The sequence below is a fragment of the Akkermansia sp. N21169 genome, from assembly GCF_029854675.1.
In the GTDB taxonomy this organism is placed as follows: domain Bacteria; phylum Verrucomicrobiota; class Verrucomicrobiia; order Verrucomicrobiales; family Akkermansiaceae; genus Akkermansia.
In genome coordinates this window covers 142,865-163,402 of the sequence record NZ_JARWNC010000041.1, presented here as the reverse complement: position 1 = coordinate 163,402, position 20,538 = coordinate 142,865, and the positions used below count along the sequence as shown (strand labels likewise).

Genomic DNA, 20,538 nt, shown 5'->3' with positions numbered 1-20,538 from the left:
ACGGAGCCGCCCGTGTTTTTATTGATGAAAGATTGTGTCAGAGATAGTCGTATTTCTCGTATCACACAATTTTTTATGAAAAACCAATATCTCCTCTTAGTGTCGGCGCTTGGTGCTGTTCTTGTTTCTGCTGGTTGTTCCAGTTTACCGGAATCGACGAATGCCGTCGCTTCAACCCAGGTCCTCCCTCCGCTTTCTTTGAAACCGCAGATGTTTGTCAATTTGGATCCCGCTACTTGTTCGGTACCCGACGGCATGTCTGTGGCGGCTGACGGAAGCATTATTCTTTCCGCCCCGAATTACATCGACTATGAGAAGGTAGGTGGATCCAAATTGTTCCGTATCGATAAAAACAGGAATGTAAGTATTTGGTTCGATAAACTGACTCCTCATCCGGACACGGGCAAGGTACACCCCATGGGCATTGAATTTGGACCCGACGGTAATCTGTACATTGCCGATAATCAGTATTTTAACGACAAAAACTACAAATCTCGCCTTCTTCGTATTGTTGTGGAAAACGGGAAGCCCATACGGTGTGAAGTGGCGGCATCCGGCTTTAAACTGGCCAATGCCGTGCGTTGGCATAATGGAAAGGCATATGTCAGCGATACCCATTTCGATCTTCCCGGCAAGCCGAATCAGAGCGGGGTTTATGCCATTTCCCTCGATGAGATGAAGAAGGGCGAAGTGAAGCTGCTTCCCAATGCTTCCGATCCTCATCTGGTAGCCCAGTATGATGCCAAACCGTCTGCAGATCCCCAAGCGGAAACCGACGGAGCCGATGGCGTTACGTTCGATAATCAGGGGCGCATGTACAGTGGACGATTCGGTGACGGTGTGATTTCCCGGACGACTTTTTCCGCCAGTGGCAAACCTATTAAGCAGGAAATCATTGTCGATGATCCTTCGATCAATTGCTGTGATGGCATCGTGTGTGACCGGGATACCAACAAAATCTACGTGACAAATTCGAAACGAAATTCGATCCATATGTATGATGTGGATAAGTCTACCTTCCGGATCATCAGCGAAAACGGCAATACAACCGGTGCCGGAGGCAAACTTGACCAGCCTTGTGAACCTCTTGTGATCGGGGACGAGCTCATCATCGTCAACTTTGACATGCCATTTCCCGGGATGAAGAATACCAAGCATGACCTCCCTATCGGCTTGTCCGTGATCAAACTTGATAAGTAATAATCACCATTCCTCCTCTGCTGATATGAAGAAAAGAATGAAGCTTTTGTCAGGAGGGCTTTCTCACCTGCGTACGGTAGCGTGCGCATCTCTTTTGTGGTACTCTGGAGTTGGAACCGTTTTGGCATCACCTCCTTCCATGCCTCCTTATGCGGAAGACTGCGAGGTTGTAGCCGATGACGGTGCCTGGTGCTGGTTTTCCGATCCACGCGCTGTGTATGTGGACAGTGTGATCATTGGCGGAGCGGTAGACAGGGAGGGCAGTATCCGGGCTTTTTCTATGAATCCTACCTCCGGGGAGAAGAAATCGTTTAAGCTTCATGACAAGCTGGATTATGACGACCACGCCAATCCTTCTTTCCTGGTTCTTCCTGACAAGCGTGTGGCAGCATTTTATTCCGCTCATGGAGGGACGAAGAATTCTCCGATCTATTACCGTGTAACTAAAAAGCCCGGCGATATATCGGAATGGGATGAAGAACTAAGTATCAGACCCGATGTTAAAGGTCCGATGGGGGTTTGCTATACCAATCCGGCTTTGCTGACTGGAGAAAACGGCAGGATTTACCTCTTGTTCCGGGGACCGAATTTCAAACCGAACATGGTGTATACGGACGATTTGAAGACGTGGAGTCCGGCACAGACCTTGATTCAGGATGAAAAGACGAACAATTCCGTACGACCCTATCTGAAGGCCACCAACAACGGGAAGGATAAGATCTTTCTGGCTTTCACAGATGGACATCCAAGGAATGAACCGACAAACTCCATCTACTTCGCCATGTACCGGGATGGCTCCCTCTGGGGAGCTGATGGACGTCTCATTGGCAAGTTGGCGGATGGCGGAGCGGTGCCTCCTTCCCGATGCGACAAGGTCTATGATGCTGGCAAAACGTTGGAGAAAGCGTGGATCTGGGATGTGGCTTTCGATGAAAACGAGTATCCAGTCCTTGTATATGCCCGATTTAGCAATGTCCTGACGGAACATTCCTACTGGTATGCTCGCTGGGATGGCTCGAAGTGGAACAATCACAAGATCACAAAGGCCGGTCGGTGGTTCCAAAGAAACGTCTACCCCAAAGAACAGTCGGAATACGAATGTAATTATTCCGGAGGGGTGTACCTCGACCATGATAATCCCGATGTTGTCTATGCTTCGCGCCCGGTGAAGGACATTTTCGAAATTGAGCGCTGGGAAACATCCGATAAGGGTAAAACATGGAAATCGGAACCAGTGACGGCATCGTCCCGGAGGGACAATGTCCGACCATTTGTGGTAAGTGGAACCCAGGGTAAGTCCAATCTTCTGTGGATGTACAACTATAAATATCCGGGATTTCGTGCTTTTGAAACAGCCATTCGCATGAATGCCCCGGCACGGTCATATGCTTCGGACTTCCGGAAGCAGGATGTGCTGAATATTGCACGCAAAGTGGCTGATTGGCAAATTTCGTACTTTCCGGATCAACCCTCGTCCCGGTCTCCGCAGAGCTGGCTCAATGGTGCCCTGTATGTAGGCATGTTCGACTGGGCGGAATTGAGCGGCGATAAAAAATATGATCAGTGGCTCCAGAAGCTCTTTAACCGTATGATATGGCAGGTGGGGCCTTACATGTATCATGCCGACGATATTTGTGTCGGTCAGGCATATCTGGACATGTATGCCAAGCATGGGAAGAAGCTGATGAAGATGCCGACGCAGGCGCGGGCCGACTGGGTGATTGCCAATCGCTGCATGGATCCAGCCAAGATGATTCATGGCACCTCCGGGCAGTATGAACGCTGGTCGTGGTGCGATGCCCTGTTTATGGCGCCTCCTGTCTATGCCCGGCTTTATACCTTGACGGGGGATGAAAAGTATATGGAGTTTGCCTCCAGTGAATACAAGGCAACCTATGACAAACTCTACGATGTTGAGGAACGCCTGTTCTTTCGCGATGCCTCGTACATCAATAAAAAGGAAGCCAACGGGCAGAAGGTTTTCTGGGGGCGTGGCAATGGATGGGTGATGGGGGGCTTGGCAGAGATACTCAAGGCACTGCCTGCCGATGACAAGAGGTACAGACCCTTCTATGAAAAGCTTTTCGTGGAAATGTGTGACCGTCTTGCCGGACTCCAGCAGGAAGACGGATGCTGGCACGCCAGCCTGTTGGATCCAGCCAGTTATCCCGCTCCGGAAACTAGTGCGACAGGCTTTATGACCTATGCCATGGCTTACGGTATCAATGCGGGATTGTTACCGAAGAAGCGTTTTCTTCCCATTGTCCAAAAGGGATGGAAGGCTCTGGTGAACTCTGTCGATACAGAAGGCAAACTCTGCTGGGTGCAACCCGTTGGAGCCGATCCGAAACAGGTGCAGAAAAGCAATACTGAAGTGTACGGCACTGGCGCGTTCCTGATGAGCGCCGCGGAGGTGTACAAGCTATCGGATTAGCAGTTTCTAAAATTATCGATATTCAACGGGGCTTTGGAGGGATGACTCCGAAGCTCCGTATATTGTTGGCTGTGTTTCAAGTTCTGTTTTCCTGAAGATAAAATCATGGATGAGAATAATTGAGAGTTCAATTGCATCTTTCAACGGAGAATGCAGAATGGAACGTAAGTAATGATTCGATGTTTGAGAAATTCAACAAGTAAAGGAATGTTACGGGGTACGGGAAAAAGAGTGTGTATCCTGGGGGGGATTGTGCTTGTCTTGCTGGCGGCTTGCTGGGTGGCATGGGTGATGTGGGGAAGGGGGCTTGTAGTATTCAATCCGCAACCGATGAAGGATGCGAATACTTATGCCCGGCGTTATGCCGCATGGTCGGAGAGCAAACGGAGTTTTGAGGTGGGGGGAGAACAACTGGATGGATGGTTTCAAGAGAAACCTGGAGCGCCTTTGATCGTTTTTTGCCCGGGAAGAGGGCGTGATGTTGCCAGTTATCTAAGTGCTGTCGATTCCTGGCCTGTGGCAAAGCTCCTAGTGAATTACCGTGGTTCCGGGAGAAGTTCCGGATGGCCGTCGGAGGAAACAGTAGTGGACGATATGATCCGTGTTGTGGAAACTATTTTGCAGGAGACGGGCCGGAATTGGTCACAGGTGGTTCTGGTAGGTAACTCGTTGGGAACCGGAGTAGCAACGCACATAGCAGCCCGGCGCTCCGTAGGAAGATTGATCCTCTGTGTGCCGTTCGACAGTTTCGGAGCATGTGCCCGGATGTATGCCCCGGATTGGATGGTGTCCGTGCTGGTGGGTGGAATATTCCGTTCCGACTTGTATGCTCCCCGGATCAAGGTGCCGGTCGTCATCCTGGCCGCGACGCATGACCGGCAGATTCCGGTAGAACAGGCCCGCAGGCTTCGAGACAGATTTGCGGATGTTTCCTATGAGGAATTCCCTGGAGGGCATGAAGCGATTTGGGCGAGACCAGAAGCCCGACGTTCCTTGAAAGAACATGCCTGTGCTCCGTTGTGAGTGCGGATACCGTATTATTGATAAGCAAAAGAGGCTGTTCCGAACATGCGGAACAGCCTCTGAAGTTTTGGAAGGGGATTCTATCGGCTTCGGGATGACTTAGCGGTCTTCACCGAAGTTGATGGAATCTTCGATTCCTCCTTCTCCGTCGTCCGGAGTTTCGGGGGTAGGTATGATCTCTTCGACTCCGTCGGCGGGATGTACTTCAATGTTACGGTAGGTCGAAAAGCCCGTGCCGGCGGGAATGAGGTGCCCCATGATGACGTTTTCCTTGAAGCCTTCCAGCATATCGGTCTTGCCGAGAGTAGAGGCTTCCGTCAGGACGCGTGTCGTATCTTGGAAGGAAGCGGCGGAGATAAAGGATTCCGTTTCGAGGGATGCTTTCGTGATACCGAGGAGAACCGGTCGGGCAATGGCGGGAGTACCGCCTTTGGCGACTGTTTCTTCGTTGACGCGGTCAAAGGTGGTTTTGTCGACCTGGTCGCCCCACAGGAACTCGGTGTTGCCGGGTTCGATGATGACGACTTTACGCAGCATCTGCCGAATGATGATTTCGACGTGCTTGTCGTTAATTTCCACCCCTTGGAGACGATAGACTTCCTGAACTTCGTTGACGAGGTGTTCCTGAAGTTTTTCCTTGCCGCAGACGTCGAGGATTTCATCCGGGGAGACTGAGCCTTCCGTCAGTTGATCGCCTTGATGCACGTGGTCGCCTTCGTGGACGACGATATGCTTATTGAGCGGGACGAGGTGATCGACTTCTTCTCCCGTGGAGGGATCGACGACGATAATATTCTTCTTGCCGCGGGAGTTGGGAACTCCGTCCATTTTGACCGTACCGTCGATACGGGCGATCGTGCAGGCATCTTTGGGCTTGCGAGCTTCAAAGAGTTCGGCAACGCGGGGAAGACCACCAGTAATATCCTTCGTCTTGGACGCTTTGCGGGGCGTTCTGGCCAGCATGGTACCTGCGGTGATGTTTTCACCTTCCTTGACGGAGATATTGGCTCCAGAGGGAATGGCGTAGGAAGCCAGGATTTCGTGGGTCTTGGAATCCTTGATAACGACCTGCGGATGGAGTTCCTGTTTGTGCTCAATGACGACCATGGAAGAGGTGCCGGTCTGATTGTCCTTTTCCTTGGAAACGGTGATGCCGACAATGATGTCCTTGAATTCTACTTTACCGGAGAATTGCGAAATGACAGGTACGTTGTACGGATCCCAAGTGGCGAGGGTATCGTCCTTGTTGATTGTACCGCCGTTTGGCACATAGAGAACGGTACCGAGGATGATCTGGTAGGAATCAATTTCGCGTCCCTTGTCGTTGACGATGGATACGGAGCCCTGTTTGTTGAGGACAACGTGGTTGCCATTGGCGTCTTCGACGACGGTGAGGTCTTCGGGGTAGACGACTTTACCGGGATTCTTGACCTTAATGATAGGCTGTTTGAATGCTGTGGTCGCCGTACCGCCGACGTGGAACGTACGCATGGTGAGCTGCGTACCGGGTTCACCGATGGACTGGGCGGCAATGATGCCGACGGCTTCGCCGATTTTTACTTCGAGGCCGGTAGCGAGGTTGAGACCATAGCATTTGGCACAGCAGCCGCGCTTGAGGTCGCAGGTGAGGACAGAACGGATCTTGAGCTGTTCCACACCGATTTTTTCAAGCTTGTCGGCCTGCTTTTCATCAATGAGCTGGTTGACGTCCACAATGACTTCGCCGGAGACCGGATCCACGATACGTTCACAGGAAACGCGTCCGTAAATGCGGCTGGCGAGGGAGGCTACTTCGTCTTCACCGTCATAGATGGCATGAACGGTGATCCCGTTGGATGTGTGGCAATCGTCGGCGAAGACGATGACATCCTGGGCTACATCGACGAGCTTGCGGGTCATGTACCCGGAGTCTGCCGTCTTCAAAGCGGTGTCAGCCAACCCCTTGCGGGCGCCGTGGGTGGAAATGAAGTATTCCAGCACGGAGAGGCCTTCTCGGAAGTTGGACGTAATCGGGCGTTCGATAATTTCACCACTGGGCTTGGCCATAAGACCGCGCATGCCGGAGAGCTGCTTGACCTGGGCCTTGTTACCGCGGGCGCCGGAGTCAACCATCATATAGAGCGGGCTGGCCATGGCGGAACCTTCGTTGTGTTCCAGTTTGGAGTAGAGGGCTTTCTGGATGATGTCGGTGGTCTGAGTCCAGATGTCGACGATCTTCTGATAGCGTTCGCCATCGGTGATGATACCGTTCTTGTACTGCTTGGTGACTTTTTCGACGGCTTTGTAGGCCTTGTCGATTTCTTCCTTCTTCTGGGAGGGAACGACCATGTCGACAATACCGATGGAGCACCCGGAACGCGTAGCTTCCTTGAAACCGAGGTTTTTGAGAGCGTCAAGGGTTTGAACGGTACGTTCCTTGCCTACCGTCTGGTAGCAGCGCCAAATGATATCCCCCATTTGCTTCTTGCCGACGTTACGGTTGATGTAACCGATTTCCTCTGGCCAGATTTCATTAAAACGGACACGTCCGGCCGTAGTGATAAGCACCTTTTTGGTGACGTCTCCGTAGACGACTTCTTCGGGCTTTTTACCGTAGTCGGGGTTGCGGAGACGAATCCAGTTGTGGTAGCCGATCTTGCGGGCGGCAATGGCGTATTCCACTTCTCCGATAGACTCGAAGAGGGGAAGAAGGTGGGGATTATCTTGTTGGTTCTTGATTTCCACGGCACGGGTGTGCGTGAGGAAGTAGGCGCCGAGAATAATGTCCTGCGTAGGCGTGGTGATGGGCTTGCCGGAGGCCGGGGAGAAAATGTTGTTGGTGGACAACATGAGCTGCCTTGCTTCGAGCTGGGCTTCCACGGAAAGAGGAACGTGCACGGCCATCTGGTCTCCGTCGAAGTCAGCATTGTAGGCATTGCAAACAAGCGGATGCAAGCGGATTGCAGAACCTTCGATCAGAACCGGTTCAAATGCCTGAATGGACAGGCGGTGAAGGGTCGGGGCGCGGTTCAGCATGACCGGATGTCCCTTGGTGACCTCTTCAAGGATGTCCCATACTTCAGGCGTCTTGCGGTCGATGAGTTTCTTGGCGGAGCGTACGGTATGGACGTATCCGAGTTCCTTGAGGCGGTGGATGATGAAGGGTTCGAAGAGGACGAGGGCCATCTTCTTGGGAAGACCGCATTGGCTCATCTTCAGTTCCGGTCCAATCACGATGACGGATCGTCCCGAGTAGTCGACGCGTTTGCCGAGGAGGTTCTGACGGAAGCGGCCTCCTTTGCCCTTAAGCATGTCGGACAGGGACTTGAGGGGACGATTACCAGCTCCGGTTACGGCCCGACCATGGCGACCATTGTCGAACAGGGCGTCAACGGCTTCCTGAAGCATGCGCTTTTCGTTGCGAATGATGACTTCCGGCGTCTTGAGCTGAAGCAGGGTCTTCAATCGGTTGTTGCGATTGATGACGCGGCGGTACAGATCGTTGAGGTCGGAGGTAGCGAAGCGTCCGCCTTCGAGGGGAACGAGAGGACGGAGGTCGGGAGGAATAACCGGCAGGACATTCATGATCATCCATTCCGGGCGGGTATTGGACTGGAGGAATCCCTGGGCGAGTTTCAGACGCTTGGCGATTTTACGCTTGTTCTGCTTGGAATTGGTGTTTTCCATTTCCTCCTGCAGTTGGGCGATAAGAGCTTCCAGATCAATGTTTTTAAGCATTTCCTGGATGGCGTCGGCTCCCATTCCTGCCTTGAATGCGTCGTCACCGTATTCGTCTTCATAACTGCGGAATTCATCCTCAGTGAGGATCTGTCCCTTTTCCAGGGGCGTGTCCAGAGGATCGATGACGATGTAATCTTCGTAGTAGATGACGCGTTCCAGATGGCGTGCCGTCATGTCCAGCATCAGGCCGATGCGGCTGGGCATGCACTTGTAGAACCAAATGTGGGAGACGGGGACGGCCAATTCAATGTGTCCCATGCGTTCACGGCGGACTCGGGAGTTGGTAACTTCTACGCCGCAACGGTCGCAGACGACACCCTTGTGCTTGACTCTCTTGTACTTGCCGCAGGCGCATTCCATATCGCGCGTCGGTCCGAAAATGCGTTCGCAGAACAAGCCGCCTTTTTCTGGCTTGAACGTACGGTAATTGATTGTCTCTGGATTGGTAACCTCACCGAAGGACCAGGCGCGGATGGCGTCGGGATTGGCAACGGTGATGGATACTTGATCGAACGACTTGGGCTTGTCGTTATATCCATGGAGTTCCCGGATGGAAGGGGCTTCAGACATATCTGATTAAGCTTGGAGTGGTGGGGTTTTGCCTTGCGCCCCTGAAGACGCAAGGCGGATTTTGAACTGTGTGTGTTCTGGTTGGACGAGGATATGGTTACAGGTCACCGAGGATGTCGTCATCAGAGGAGATGTCGGACATATCGGCGGACATGTCGAAGGAAAGGTCGAGGTCACCCAGTTCGTCCAGCTCGTCGCGGGACTTCGCGAGGTCTTCCTTGCTGCCGGGACGGACATCCAGGCCAAGGGACTGCATTTCCTTGATCAACACGTTAAAGGATTCCGGGGTACCGGCTTCCAGGGAGTTGTCCCCCTTGACGATGGATTCGTAGATACGCGTACGGCCCTGAACGTCGTCGGATTTGACGGTAAGGAGTTCCTGCAGCGTGTACGCTGCGCCGTATGCTTCCAGTGCCCACACTTCCATTTCCCCGAAGCGCTGACCGCCGTATTGGGCTTTGCCGCCGAGGGGTTGCTGAGTCACGAGGCTGTAGGGACCGACTGCACGGGCGTGGATCTTGTCTGCAACCAAGTGGTTCAACTTGAGCATGTAGGTATAACCGACCACGACCGGGTTGTGGAACGGTTCGCCGGTGAGACCGTCGTAAAGAGTGCTCTTGCCGGCCACTGTGCCGTCTTTCCCGTCGCCAATCCAGGTGAAACCGTCGATCTTTTTAGCTTGGGACATGTAATCCCAGATCTTGGATTCGTGAATGCCGTCGAAAACGGGGGTGGCTACCTTGAAACCGAGAGCCTTGGCTGCGACGCCCAAGTGAGCTTCAAGCACCTGGCCGACATTCATTCGAGAAGGCACGCCCAGGGGGTTCAGCACGATGTCAACCGGAGTTCCGTCCGAGAGGAAGGGCATGTCGGCTTCGGGAACAATCTTGGCGACGACGCCTTTGTTTCCGTGGCGGCCTGCCATCTTGTCACCGACGCCGAGCTTACGCTTGGCTGCGATGTAAACCTTGACTTCTTTGATTCCGCCAGGTTCGGATTCATCTCCTGATTCCATGAGGTCGAGGCGATGTTCGCGTTCTTCATCGAGTTCGGTGAAGCGTCCTTCGAAGGAGGTGATGATTTCAAAGATTTTGTTGCGGATCGGGCTCGGGTCGATTTCGATGTGGTCGTGGACGAGGGCGAGCTTGCGAAGTAGGGTCTTGGTGATCTTGCGATTGGCAGGAATGATGATTTCACCCGTCTGGGCATTGACAACGTCGAGCGGGATTTTTTCACCCAGCAGGATGTCGGAGAGCTTCTTGGTAAGCTGATCGATCAATTGGTCGATCTTCTTCTTGTGCTCGTCGTTAATCTTCTTGAATTGCTTCTTCTTCTCGGCTGTGTCGACGATCAGATCGTCATGACCGCGGGTGGAACTGTGGGACGACGTGCGGACATCCATTACGATACCTGTACAACCGGAAGGTACGCGCAGGGAAGTATCTTTCACTTCGGCTGCCTTCTCACCGAAGATGGCTCGCAGGAGGCGTTCTTCGGGAGCGAGTTCCGTTTCGGACTTCGGAGTGATCTTGCCAACGAGAATATCGCCGGGTTTCACTTCGGCACCGATGCGGATGACACCGTCGTGGTCGAGGTTTTTGAGGGCTTCGTCGCCGGCATTCGGAATGTCCCGGGTGATTTCTTCCGGTCCCAGCTTGGTATCGCGAGCCTGTACTTCGAATTCAGAGATGTGAATCGATGTGTAGGTGTCGTTCATGACGACACGCTGGGAGATGACAATGGCGTCTTCGAAGTTGTATCCGTTCCAAGGCATGTAAGCCACGAGAACATTGCGTCCGAGGGCGAGTTCTCCTCCGTCGGTGTTCGGGCCGTCAGCCAGGACATCTCCGGTCTTAACGGCCTGTCCGCGACGGACGATAGGTCTCTGGTTGATGCAGGTGCCTGCATTGGAACGCATGAACTTGCGAAGAGGATAGACGTAGATGCCGTTGTCGCGATCGGTCTTGACGCTTTCCGGATCGGAAAGGAAGACTTCGGGACGGACGGGCAACTGACCATCGGGGGTGGTGATGATGACTTCGGCCGACGCGGAGGCGACGATACCATCGGCTTCTGCGAGTACGACGGAACGCGAATCGCGGGCCGACTTGCCTTCGAGACCGGTACCGACGAGGGGAGATTCGGCGACCATGAGAGGCACACCTTGGCGCTGCATGTTCGAACCCATGAGTGCACGGTTGGCGTCATCGTGTTCGAGGAACGGGATGAGGCCTGCGGCGATGGAAACGAGTTGCTTGGGTGAAACGTCCATGTAGGTGACGTCCATCGGGTCGACTTCGATGAAGTCGCCTCCGAGACGGGCGGTCACGTTTGCCGTGAGGAAGTTGCCTTCGTCGTCGATTTTGTTGTTCGCCTGGGCAACGAGGTGTCCTTCTTCCTGGTCGGCGGTGATGTACTCGATTTCGTTGGAGACACGACCGTTGATGACTTTACGGTAGGGCGTTTCGATGAAACCGAATTCATTGATGCGTGCATAAGTACACATCGAGTTGATGAGGCCGATGTTGGGACCTTCCGGCGTTTCGATCGGGCAGATGCGTCCGTAGTGGGAAGGATGTACGTCTCGAACTTCGAATCCGGCGCGGTCGCGGTTCAGACCACCCGGTCCGAGGGCGGAGAGACGGCGCTTGTGAGTCAGTTCGGCCAGGGGATTGATCTGATCCATGAACTGGCTCAACTGGGAACGTCCGAAGAAATCGCGGACAACGGCGCTGAGTGCCTTCGGATTGATGAGCTTGCTGGGGGTGACTCCTTCGATGTTCTGGTCGATGAGGGTCATGCGTTCCTTAACCAGGCGTTCCGTACGAGCAAGACCCACGCGGCACTGATTGGCCATCAGTTCGCCAACGGCACGTACACGGCGGCTACCAAGGTGGTCGATATCGTCGACCACACCTTCGCCCTTCTTGAGTTTGAGAAGGTACTTGAGGGAACTGAGAAAGTCCTCGGCAGTCATCAGACGCTGGTCGAGGCTGGTCGTGAGACCGAGCTTTTGGTTGATCTTGTAACGTCCGACACGGGTCAGGTCGTACTTCTTCGGATCATTGAAGAGACGGTTGAGCAAAGTGCGGGCTTGCGTTGCCGTAGCGGGATCGCCGGGGCGGAGACGCTTGTAGATTTCCTTCAAGGCGGAATCTTCATCCTTGGCAGGATCCTTCTTGAGGGTCTTGATAAGGACTTCTTCCTGAGACTGGTCGATGACTTCGATTTCTTTAACTCCGAATTGGAGAAGCTGGAGAACGACCCCCTTGGTGACGGCGTCGAATGCCTTGACGATGGTCTTTTCGTCGCGAATGACGGACTCGACGACGACGAGGTTGGTGAGTTCCTCTTCGGTGAGATCTTCGTTCAAGTCCAGTTTCTTGATATCGTAGAATTGCTTGACGATATCCCGGTCGGACGTGAACCCGAGGTAACGCATGAACGTTGTGGCAAGAAACTTGCGGCGGCGGCGGCGGCGGTCAAGGTAAACGTAAAGGAGATCGTTCGTGTCGAACTGGACTTCAAGCCAGGAACCGCGATCGGGGATGATGCGGAAGGAATGAAGCATCTTCCCGTTGAGGTGCTGGGTACTTTCAAAGCAAATACCCGGAGAACGGTGCAACTGGGAGACGATGACGCGTTCCGCGCCGTTGATAACGAATGTGCCGCGATTGGTCATCATGGGAATTTCTCCCATGTAAACGGTTTCCGTCTTGGATTCATTTTCGGATTTCAGACGGAAATTGACCTGTAGGGCAGCACCATAAGTTTCGCCGGAGCGGATAGCTTCGTAATCACTGACTTTGGGATCTTCAATTTCATAGGAAACGAAGTCCAGTTCAATGTTTTCGTCGTAGCTCTTGATGGGGAAGATTTCCTTCATCACTCCTTGAAGACCGATATCCTTCCGCTCTGCTGCGGGAGTGTCTTTCTGGAGAAAATCAAAGTATGATTGAAGTTGAATCTCAATCAAATTTGGCGGTTCGATGACTTCCTTAATGTTCCCGAAGTAGAGTCGCTGTGACATGGGCTGCTGTAGAGGAGATGTTACTGGTTGCATCCTTGCGCCCGGATGCTGGGCTTGGTTCGTTTTAGACAGAACCGACCGGAACCCGCAGGTTCAATCCGGCGAACTCCGGTCGATCATGTCATGGGGGGCATCCCGAATGGATGCACGCGAACGCAGCAGGAGAAGGATTTGCGCCCTCTCCTGCTGCGCAGGGGAGAAAAAGCTTACTTGATTTCAGCCTTGGCACCGGCAGCTTCCAGCTTGGCTTTGCCAGCTTCAGCTTCATCCTTGGAGACACCTTCAAGCAGGACAGCGGGAGCGCTTTCCACAAGCTTCTTGGCATCGGCAAGTCCGAGACCGGCCTTGACTTCGCGGACAACCTTAATGACGGCAATCTTGTTGGGACCACCTTCAGCGATGACGAGGTTGAATTCGGTTTTTTCTTCAGCAGCTTCGGCGGGAGCGGCAGCGGCACCGGCGGCGGCTACGGGAGCAGCGGCGGAAACGCCCCACTTTTCTTCGAGGAGCTTGACGAGTTCAGCAGCTTCAAGGATGGTCAGCGTGCCGAGGTCTTCTGCGATTTTATTAATATCAGCCATTGTATTGTATTAGTTTAGGTTCAAGTCGCGCCGGGGGGCTCCCCGGCATTTCAGTTCTCCGGCCGGAGTTCCGACAAAGGAACCATTCTGGAGATTCAGGCTCGGTTGGGTTGGATGTTATAATGCAACCGAGCCATCTGGTCAAGTGATTAGGCGGCAGGGGCTTCGTCCGATCCGTTTTCCTTGTCCACATAAGCCTGGATAACGCGAGCGAGGGCGGAGCCGGCAGCGTTGATAGTTCCGAGGAGTTTGGCAAGGAGGGCTTCACGGGAGGGAAGTTCGCCGAGGGCTTGGATAGCGGCGGCATCAAGAACGGAACCATCAACCAGGGCCACTTTGTAGGCACCTTTTTTAGAGGTCTTGTTGAAGGCGTTCATGACTTTGGCCGCTCCGATAATGTCGGAAGAACCGGTGATGAATGCGGTTTGTCCGGTGAGGTATTCTCCGATGTCCGGAAGGCCTGCTTCTGTCAAAGCTTTGTGCATGAAGTTGTTCTTCACGACGTGGCACTGGGCGCCGGACTCGGAGAGCTTGGCGCGAAGACCGGTAAATTCGGGGACGGTAACCTTCGTGTAGTCGATAACAATCAGGAACGGAGACCCGTTGACGCGGGCGATCAAGTCGTCGATGATGATGCGCTTATCAGGATTCATATGTATTGTGTTCCGGTTTGTGTTTACAGTTTGCCGAGTTCTGCGGAGTCAACGGTCAGACCGGGGCACATAGCGCAGGAAATTGTGGCGGATTCGATGTAGGCGCCCTTCGCGGAGGAGGGACGAGCCTTGACGACGGAATCGATGAATGCCTTGGCGTTTTCAGCGATTTTTTCGTTATCGAAGGAGAGCTTGCCGACAGCGGCAGAGATGTTGGCGTTTTTGTCGACCTTGTAGTCGACACGACCGGCCTTGACTTCGCGAACAGCCTTGGCTGTGTCGTCGGTAACCGTTCCGGTCTTCGGGTTGGGCATCAGGCCGCGGGGACCGAGGACACGGGCAACCTTGCGAACCTCCGTCATGGCGTCGGGGGTGGCAATGGCCGAGTCAAAGTCGGTGAATCCTTCCTGGACTTTCTTGATGAGATCTTCGAAACCAACGTATTCGGCTCCTGCTTCTTCTGCTGCTTTTGCAGCATCACCCTTGGCAAAGACGAGAACGCGTACGTTCTTACCGGTACCATGGGGAAGGGAAACGCTCCCGCGAACCATCTGGTCGGACTTGCGGGGGTCTACCGTCAGGTGGAACGAGACGGTGACGGTGGGGTCGAATTTGGGAGCGGGGAAAGACTTCATCGTTTCCACGGCTTCCGGGATGCTGTAGCTCTTACCGGGGGTAACGAGCTTGGCTGCTTCTTGATATCGCTTGCTGCGTTTTTTGGACATGTGTGTGTTGGGCAGTGCGTTCGGATCCTTGAGGGGGGATCCTCCTGCGGATGGAAATTACATACCTTCGATTTGGATACCCATTTGACGGGCCTGGCCAGCCAGGATGAGGGCGGCCTTTTCTGGATCCTGAGTATTCATGTCAGGGAGCTTGGTGTTGACGACTTCCATAAGCTTGGCCTTGGAGATCGTGGCGACCGTTTTCTTGTTCGGTTCTCCAGAACCGGAAGCAATACCGGCAGCCTTCTTGAGAAGAACGGCACCCGGGGGCTGCTTGGTGATGAAGGAGAAGGATTTGTCCTTATAGACGGTGATCACGACGGGAAGGATATCGCCAGCCTGCTTCTGTGTGGCTGCGTTGAATTCCTTGCAAAACGCCATGATGTTGACACCAGCCTGACCGAGGGCGGGACCCACGGGCGGCGACGGATTTGCCGCGCCGGCAGAGATCTGGAGCTTGATGATTTTTGTTACTTCTTTTGCCATGGTTTTACTTTGTTAGCGGGGAAAGGGGGGGTGACGTGGAGACTCAGGCTTTTTCAACCTGCCAGAATTCCAGATCAACGGGAGTGGAACGTCCGAAAATGGAAACGCTGACGCGAAGTTTGCCTCGTTCAGGATCAATTTCCTCAATGATGCCTTCCTGGCTCTGGAAGGGACCTTCCGCCACACGGACGGTATCGCCCACTTCAAATTGAATTTTCGGACGGGTACCTTCGGAACGTTCCTGGATTTGGGCAAGCATGTCTTCCACTTCTCGTTCGCGCATAGGCATGGGCTTGTCTCTGGAACCGGCAAAGCCGATAACTCCATCGGTCTGAAGGACGAAATACCAGACGTTCTTGTTCAATGAACCGTCGGGCTGGAGGAGCGCCATATTGGCCAGGACGTATCCAGGGAAGAACTTGCGCTTGGTTTCCATTTTCTTTCCGTTGCGGATTTCGGAAACCATTTCGGTCGGCACAAGGATGTCGAAGATATATTCACCCATCTCTTCGGCGCAGACTTTGCGGAGAATACGGTCACGGACACGTCCTTCCTGGCCGGAAAGAACGTGCATCACATACCATTGATTCTTGGGCTCAGGGATACTGGACATGGAAGTATTGCGTATCGGGTGGGATGGATTAAAAAAATTGCAGGCGGATTAACTGGCGACACTGATGATCCAGTTAACGACAAAGGCAAGGATGACGTCAAAAGACGCCACATAAGCGCCTAGCAGTACCATTGCGATCAGAACGACCAATGTGGATCCCCAGAGTTCGCGATACTTTTTAAAGCCTTTAGCTTTCGGATCGCTGTCCCAAGGCCAAGTTGTTTTTTTAAGTTCGCCTTTAATCTCGGCGATGTATTGGAAAATCTTGCGAAACATGCTTCAAGGGATCATCTGATGAAAAGTGGCAGGGTAGGAGGGGCTCGAACCCACAACTTGCGGTTTTGGAGACCGCTGCTCTACCAATTGAACTACTACCCTGTGATAACTTTTCTTATTGTTCGGTATATTGAGGGTGCCCCATCCGGAGGCACCCTCAACATGACCAAGGGTGCAGATCTACTGCAGCCCAGTATTAGGATGCTTAGTCGAGAATGTCGGCAACACGGCCGGCACCCACGGTACGTCCACCTTCACGGATAGCGAAACGCATGGTTTTTTCCATGGCGATGGGCGTGATGAGTTCGATGGTCATGGAGACGTTGTCGCCAGGCATAACCATTTCCGTTCCTTCGGGCAGGGTGACGCAACCGGTCACGTCCGTCGTACGGAAGTAGAACTGAGGACGATAGTTATTGAAGAACGGGGTGTGACGACCGCCTTCATCCTTGGAAAGGACGTATACTTCAGCCGTGAACTTCTTGTGAGGCTTGACGGAACCCGGCTTGGCAATCACCTGGCCGCGTTCGATGTCTTCCTTCTTGAGGCCACGGAGAAGCAGGCCGACGTTGTCACCGGCACGACCTTCGTCGAGCAATTTGCGGAACATTTCGATGTCCGTAACGGCGGTCTTCTGGGTGTCCTTGATGCCGACGATTTCGACTTCTTCCATCTTCTTGATGATACCGCGTTCGATACGGCCGGTAGCAACGGTACCACGACCGGAAATGGAGAACACGTCTTCGACGGGCATGAGGAAGGGCTGATCCACGGGACGTTCGGGTTCCGGGATGTAGGAGTCAACTGCGTCCATGAGGTCGAGGATCTTCTGCTCGTATTCGGCAACGCCTTCAAGAGCTTTGACGGCGGAACCGGAAACGATCGGAATGTCGTCGCCCGGGAATTCGTAGGAGGAAAGGAGTTCGCGGATTTCCATTTCCACGAGTTCGATGAGTTCAGGATCGTCGACGAGGTCGCACTTGTTCATGAAAACAACAACGGCGGGCACACCTACCTGGCGGGCAAGAAGGATGTGTTCGCGAGTCTGCGGCATGGGGCCGTCGGCGGCGGAAACAACGAGAATGGCTCCGTCCATCTGGGCGGCACCCGTGATCATGTTCTTCACGTAGTCGGCGTGTCCGGGGCAGTCGACGTGTGCATAGTGACGTTTCGCGGTTTCGTATTCGACGTGAGCCGTGGAAATCGTGATGCCGCGTTCGCGTTCTTCGGGGGCGGCGTCAATTTCGTCGTACTTCTTAGCGGTTGCGTTGAAGCCCTGCTTGGCGAGTACGGTGGTGATAGCGGCGGTAAGGGAGGTTTTACCGTGGTCGACGTGACCGATCGTGCCCACGTTGACGTGGGGCTTGTTGCGCTGGAATTGCTCTTTGGCCATGATTTTTTGAATGGTTTGGGCTGCTTTGGTCTAGCGGGAAAAAGTGGAGCTTCTGGCGGGAATTGAACCCGCGACCTCATCCTTACCAAGGATGCGCTCTACCCCTGAGCTACAGAAGCGTTCTCTTTCCTTTTGCTTTTCGCTGGAGCTTATACCGGGGCCGGTAGCCCGCCCAAACCTTCGGTTCTAGCGGATGCTCATCCTCCCGTATGGCGCCTGACGAAAAGCGGAAAACAGTTTAGTGTTACAGTGGTGTTCTGTCAATGATAAAGGCAAATATTTTTCTTTTTTATATTTTTGTTATCATATAAATCAGTGATTTCCAATGTATTTATCCTGTTTTGAACGGTTGGATTCGTCTGTCAGTTTGAGGTTGGGGTCGACGTCACAATCCAGAGGGTGGTGATGCCCGTGTAATGCGTGATGCAGGCCGGCGAATGCGATCATGGCTGCATTATCTGTTGTAAATGCAGGAGAAGGAAGGATGAGTCGTATGCCGTGGAGATTGCATGTTGCTTGCAATTGGTTTCTTAACGCCTGGTTGCAAGAGACTCCTCCGGAAAGTGCAAGAGACTGGTGACCGGTTGAGCGAAGGCCGCGAAGGGCTTTGGTAATCAGGGTGTCGATAACCGCTTGTTGAAAAGAGGCGCAAAGGTCGCAAAGCGTTTGTTCCGGAAGATCGGCCGGGTTTCCGGATGGTGTCAGTTTGGGGAGGGTGTAGAGAACGGCTGTTTTCAGGCCGGAGAAACTGACGTTCATGCCGGGGTCTTTGAGGAGAGCCCGGGGTAGGTTAAAGGCACCCGAATCGCCTTGCGCAGCGAGTTTGTCGATTTCCGGGCCTCCGGGGTAGGGGAGGCCGAGCATTTTACCGACTTTATCGAATGCTTCTCCGGCTGCATCGTCCAGCGAACGGCCGAGGAGACGGTAATTACCGAAGCTTTGAACGTCGATGTAGAGGGTGTGACCGCCGGAGACGACAAGAGCGAGGTGGGGGATGATGCCTTCGTCCGAAGTAATGAAGGGGGAAAGCATGTGCCCTTCGAGGTGGTTGACGGCGATGAATGGTTTACCTGTTGTCAAGGCAAGAGCCTTGGCGGTGGTGTTGCCGACGAGCAGGGCTGCGACGAGGCCGGGACCGGAGGTGGCGGCGTATGCGTCCGCTTGGCCGGGCTCTATGCCGGCCTGCCGGCAGGCTTCGCGGATGACGCGCGGAAGATCGACCGAGTGGTTACGCGAGGCAAGTTCCGGGACGACGCCTCCGTGCTGCCTGTGCAGGGCGATCTGGGTAGAGATGACAGAGGAGAGAAGAGTGGGGACTTTGCGTGCGCCAGTGGATGCCGGTGCACACAAAATGGCTACGGCCGTTTCGTCACAAGAGGATTCGATACCGAGTACGGTGATTTCCTTCATGTCCGGATATGATCGGCTGAGTTTTAGGATTTGGTGGCTATGACAGGTTTTTTACCCTTAGCGACAACATCTTTGGTGATAGTGACGGATTCGACGTCTTTCATGCTGGGGATGTCGAACATGACGTCGAGCATGAGATCCTCGAAAATGGCGCGGAGGGCACGGGCTCCCGTACCGCGTTCAATGGCTTTTTTGGCCATGGCTTTCAGGGCTCCCGGCTGGATGTTGAGCACGGCACCTGATAGGGCCAGTAATTTTGTATACTGCTTGACGAGGGCATTGCGCGGCTCGGTAAGCAAGCGGACAAGCTGGTCTTCGTCCAGGGTGGTCAGGGCGGTAAAGATCGGGAAGCGGCCTACAAATTCGGGAATCATACCGAAAGAGAAGAAGTCTTCCGGCATGGCCTGGCTGAGGACTTCTTCTTCGGAAATTTCCTGGCGGTTGCGTTCGGAGTCGATGGCTGCGAATCCCATTTGGCTGGCTCCGAGGCGTTTGCGGATGATGTCCTCCAATCCGACGAAGGCTCCGCCGCAGATGAAGAGGATTTTTTCCGTGTTGACCTTGATGTATTCTTGTTGAGGATGTTTGCGCCCTCCGGAAGGAGGGACGTTGCAAATGGTCCCTTCGACAATTTTCAGGAGGGCTTGCTGGACGCCTTCTCCCGATACGTCGCGTGTGACGGAGACGTTCTGCGTTTTGCGACCGATTTTGTCGATCTCGTCGATATAGATAATGCCTCGTTCAGCTTTGGCAACGTCGAAGTTGGCTGCTTGAAGGAGGCGTTGAACGACATTTTCGACGTCTTCGCCCACGTAGCCGGCTTCTGTCAGTGTGGTGGCATCAACAATGCAGAAAGGTACGTCGAGAATTCGTGCGAGGGTTCTGGCAAGAAGAGTTTTTCCGGATCCTGTCGGGCCGGCCATGAGGATGTTGGATTTTTCGATTTCCACATCATCCATGGAGCCGTCAATAGATATCTTGTTCTGCCGAAGGCGCTGGTAGTGGTTGTAAACGGCGACGGAAAGCACTTTTTTTGCGCGAGCCTGTCCGACGACATATCCGTCAAGCGCTTTGCAGAGTTCCGCCGGCGTCGGGAGCTTGCGCGTAGCAAAGTCGTCGTCGCCAATGTTCGTCTCGGGTTCGGGTTGTGCGGTGCCTTCCAGCGGAGTGGGCATGGAGCGCTGGATGGCTTTTGCGAGGGATTCCGGGCGGAATCTCGCGACGAGGTTCAGGATGCGGTCTCCCTCGTTTTCACCCAATTCGCGCAGGAAGACAGCCGCACAGGCTTCTCCGCAATTGCTGCAGATGTTGATGGTTTCCGTGGCCCGAATGATTTTCGGAACGTCTTTTTCTGTTTTGAGGCAGAAGGAACAACGGAGGAGGTTGTTCTGGTCGGATGTGCTCATGGAGTCTTTGGTAGTGAG

General features: G+C 53.7%; 14 protein-coding genes and 2 tRNA genes. 3 read left to right on the top strand and 13 right to left on the bottom strand.

Annotated elements, in window-relative coordinates:
* Nucleotides 1-75: 75 nt before the first annotated feature.
* The 3 genes from QET40_RS11300 (at nucleotide 76) to QET40_RS11290 (ending at nucleotide 4,657) form a co-directional block, all read left to right on the top strand.
* Complete coding sequence (locus tag QET40_RS11300; protein WP_280127278.1) at nucleotides 76-1,200, top strand: hypothetical protein; 1,125 nt, start codon at nucleotides 76-78, stop codon at nucleotides 1,198-1,200.
* Nucleotides 1,201-1,225: 25 nt separating this feature from the next.
* The gene (locus tag QET40_RS11295) at nucleotides 1,226-3,634 is read left to right on the top strand and encodes a glycoside hydrolase family 88 protein (RefSeq protein ID WP_280127277.1); all 2,409 of its coding nucleotides are present in this window, start codon (nucleotides 1,226-1,228) and stop codon (nucleotides 3,632-3,634) included.
* Between the two features lie 207 nt (nucleotides 3,635-3,841).
* Nucleotides 3,842-4,657, top strand: a complete 816-nt coding sequence (locus QET40_RS11290) for an alpha/beta fold hydrolase (protein WP_280127276.1) — start codon at nucleotides 3,842-3,844, stop codon at nucleotides 4,655-4,657.
* Nucleotides 4,658-4,756: 99 nt separating this feature from the next.
* Here QET40_RS11290 and rpoC read toward each other — a convergent pair whose 3' ends face one another.
* The 13 genes from rpoC to clpX form a co-directional block, all read right to left on the bottom strand.
* Nucleotides 4,757-8,947: a DNA-directed RNA polymerase subunit beta' gene (rpoC, locus tag QET40_RS11285; protein ID WP_280127275.1), complete on the bottom strand. Its 4,191-nt coding sequence runs from the start codon at nucleotides 8,945-8,947 to the stop codon at nucleotides 4,757-4,759.
* Nucleotides 8,948-9,044: 97 nt separating this feature from the next.
* Complete coding sequence (gene rpoB, locus QET40_RS11280) at nucleotides 9,045-12,977, bottom strand: DNA-directed RNA polymerase subunit beta (RefSeq protein WP_280127274.1); 3,933 nt, start codon at nucleotides 12,975-12,977, stop codon at nucleotides 9,045-9,047.
* A 206-nt stretch (nucleotides 12,978-13,183) separates the two neighbouring features.
* Nucleotides 13,184-13,558 carry a 50S ribosomal protein L7/L12 gene (rplL, locus tag QET40_RS11275; RefSeq protein ID WP_280127273.1) on the bottom strand — a complete coding sequence of 125 codons (375 nt, stop codon included), beginning with the start codon at nucleotides 13,556-13,558 and terminating at the stop codon, nucleotides 13,184-13,186.
* A gap of 149 nt (nucleotides 13,559-13,707) precedes the next feature.
* Nucleotides 13,708-14,211 carry a 50S ribosomal protein L10 gene (gene rplJ / locus QET40_RS11270; RefSeq protein ID WP_280127272.1) on the bottom strand — a complete coding sequence of 168 codons (504 nt, stop codon included), beginning with the start codon at nucleotides 14,209-14,211 and terminating at the stop codon, nucleotides 13,708-13,710.
* Between the two features lie 23 nt (nucleotides 14,212-14,234).
* Nucleotides 14,235-14,936 carry a 50S ribosomal protein L1 gene (gene rplA / locus QET40_RS11265; RefSeq protein WP_280127271.1) on the bottom strand — a complete coding sequence of 234 codons (702 nt, stop codon included), beginning with the start codon at nucleotides 14,934-14,936 and terminating at the stop codon, nucleotides 14,235-14,237.
* A gap of 57 nt (nucleotides 14,937-14,993) precedes the next feature.
* A complete protein-coding gene (gene rplK / locus QET40_RS11260; protein WP_280127270.1) occupies nucleotides 14,994-15,422 on the bottom strand; it encodes a 50S ribosomal protein L11 in 429 nt (142 codons plus the stop codon).
* Nucleotides 15,423-15,465: 43 nt separating this feature from the next.
* Complete coding sequence (gene nusG, locus QET40_RS11255) at nucleotides 15,466-16,035, bottom strand: transcription termination/antitermination protein NusG (protein ID WP_280127269.1); 570 nt, start codon at nucleotides 16,033-16,035, stop codon at nucleotides 15,466-15,468.
* A 48-nt stretch (nucleotides 16,036-16,083) separates the two neighbouring features.
* A complete protein-coding gene (locus QET40_RS11250; protein WP_280127268.1) occupies nucleotides 16,084-16,311 on the bottom strand; it encodes a preprotein translocase subunit SecE in 228 nt (75 codons plus the stop codon).
* A gap of 26 nt (nucleotides 16,312-16,337) precedes the next feature.
* Nucleotides 16,338-16,413, bottom strand: a tRNA-Trp gene (locus tag QET40_RS11245).
* A gap of 103 nt (nucleotides 16,414-16,516) precedes the next feature.
* A complete protein-coding gene (tuf, locus tag QET40_RS11240) occupies nucleotides 16,517-17,704 on the bottom strand; it encodes an elongation factor Tu (protein ID WP_280127267.1) in 1,188 nt (395 codons plus the stop codon).
* A 44-nt stretch (nucleotides 17,705-17,748) separates the two neighbouring features.
* Nucleotides 17,749-17,823 (bottom strand) — tRNA-Thr (locus tag QET40_RS11235).
* A 193-nt stretch (nucleotides 17,824-18,016) separates the two neighbouring features.
* A complete protein-coding gene (gene tsaD, locus QET40_RS11230) occupies nucleotides 18,017-19,114 on the bottom strand; it encodes a tRNA (adenosine(37)-N6)-threonylcarbamoyltransferase complex transferase subunit TsaD (RefSeq protein ID WP_280127266.1) in 1,098 nt (365 codons plus the stop codon).
* 23 nt (nucleotides 19,115-19,137) lie between these two features.
* A complete protein-coding gene (clpX, locus tag QET40_RS11225) occupies nucleotides 19,138-20,520 on the bottom strand; it encodes an ATP-dependent Clp protease ATP-binding subunit ClpX (protein WP_280127265.1) in 1,383 nt (460 codons plus the stop codon).
* Between the last annotated feature and the right edge of the window lie 18 nt (nucleotides 20,521-20,538).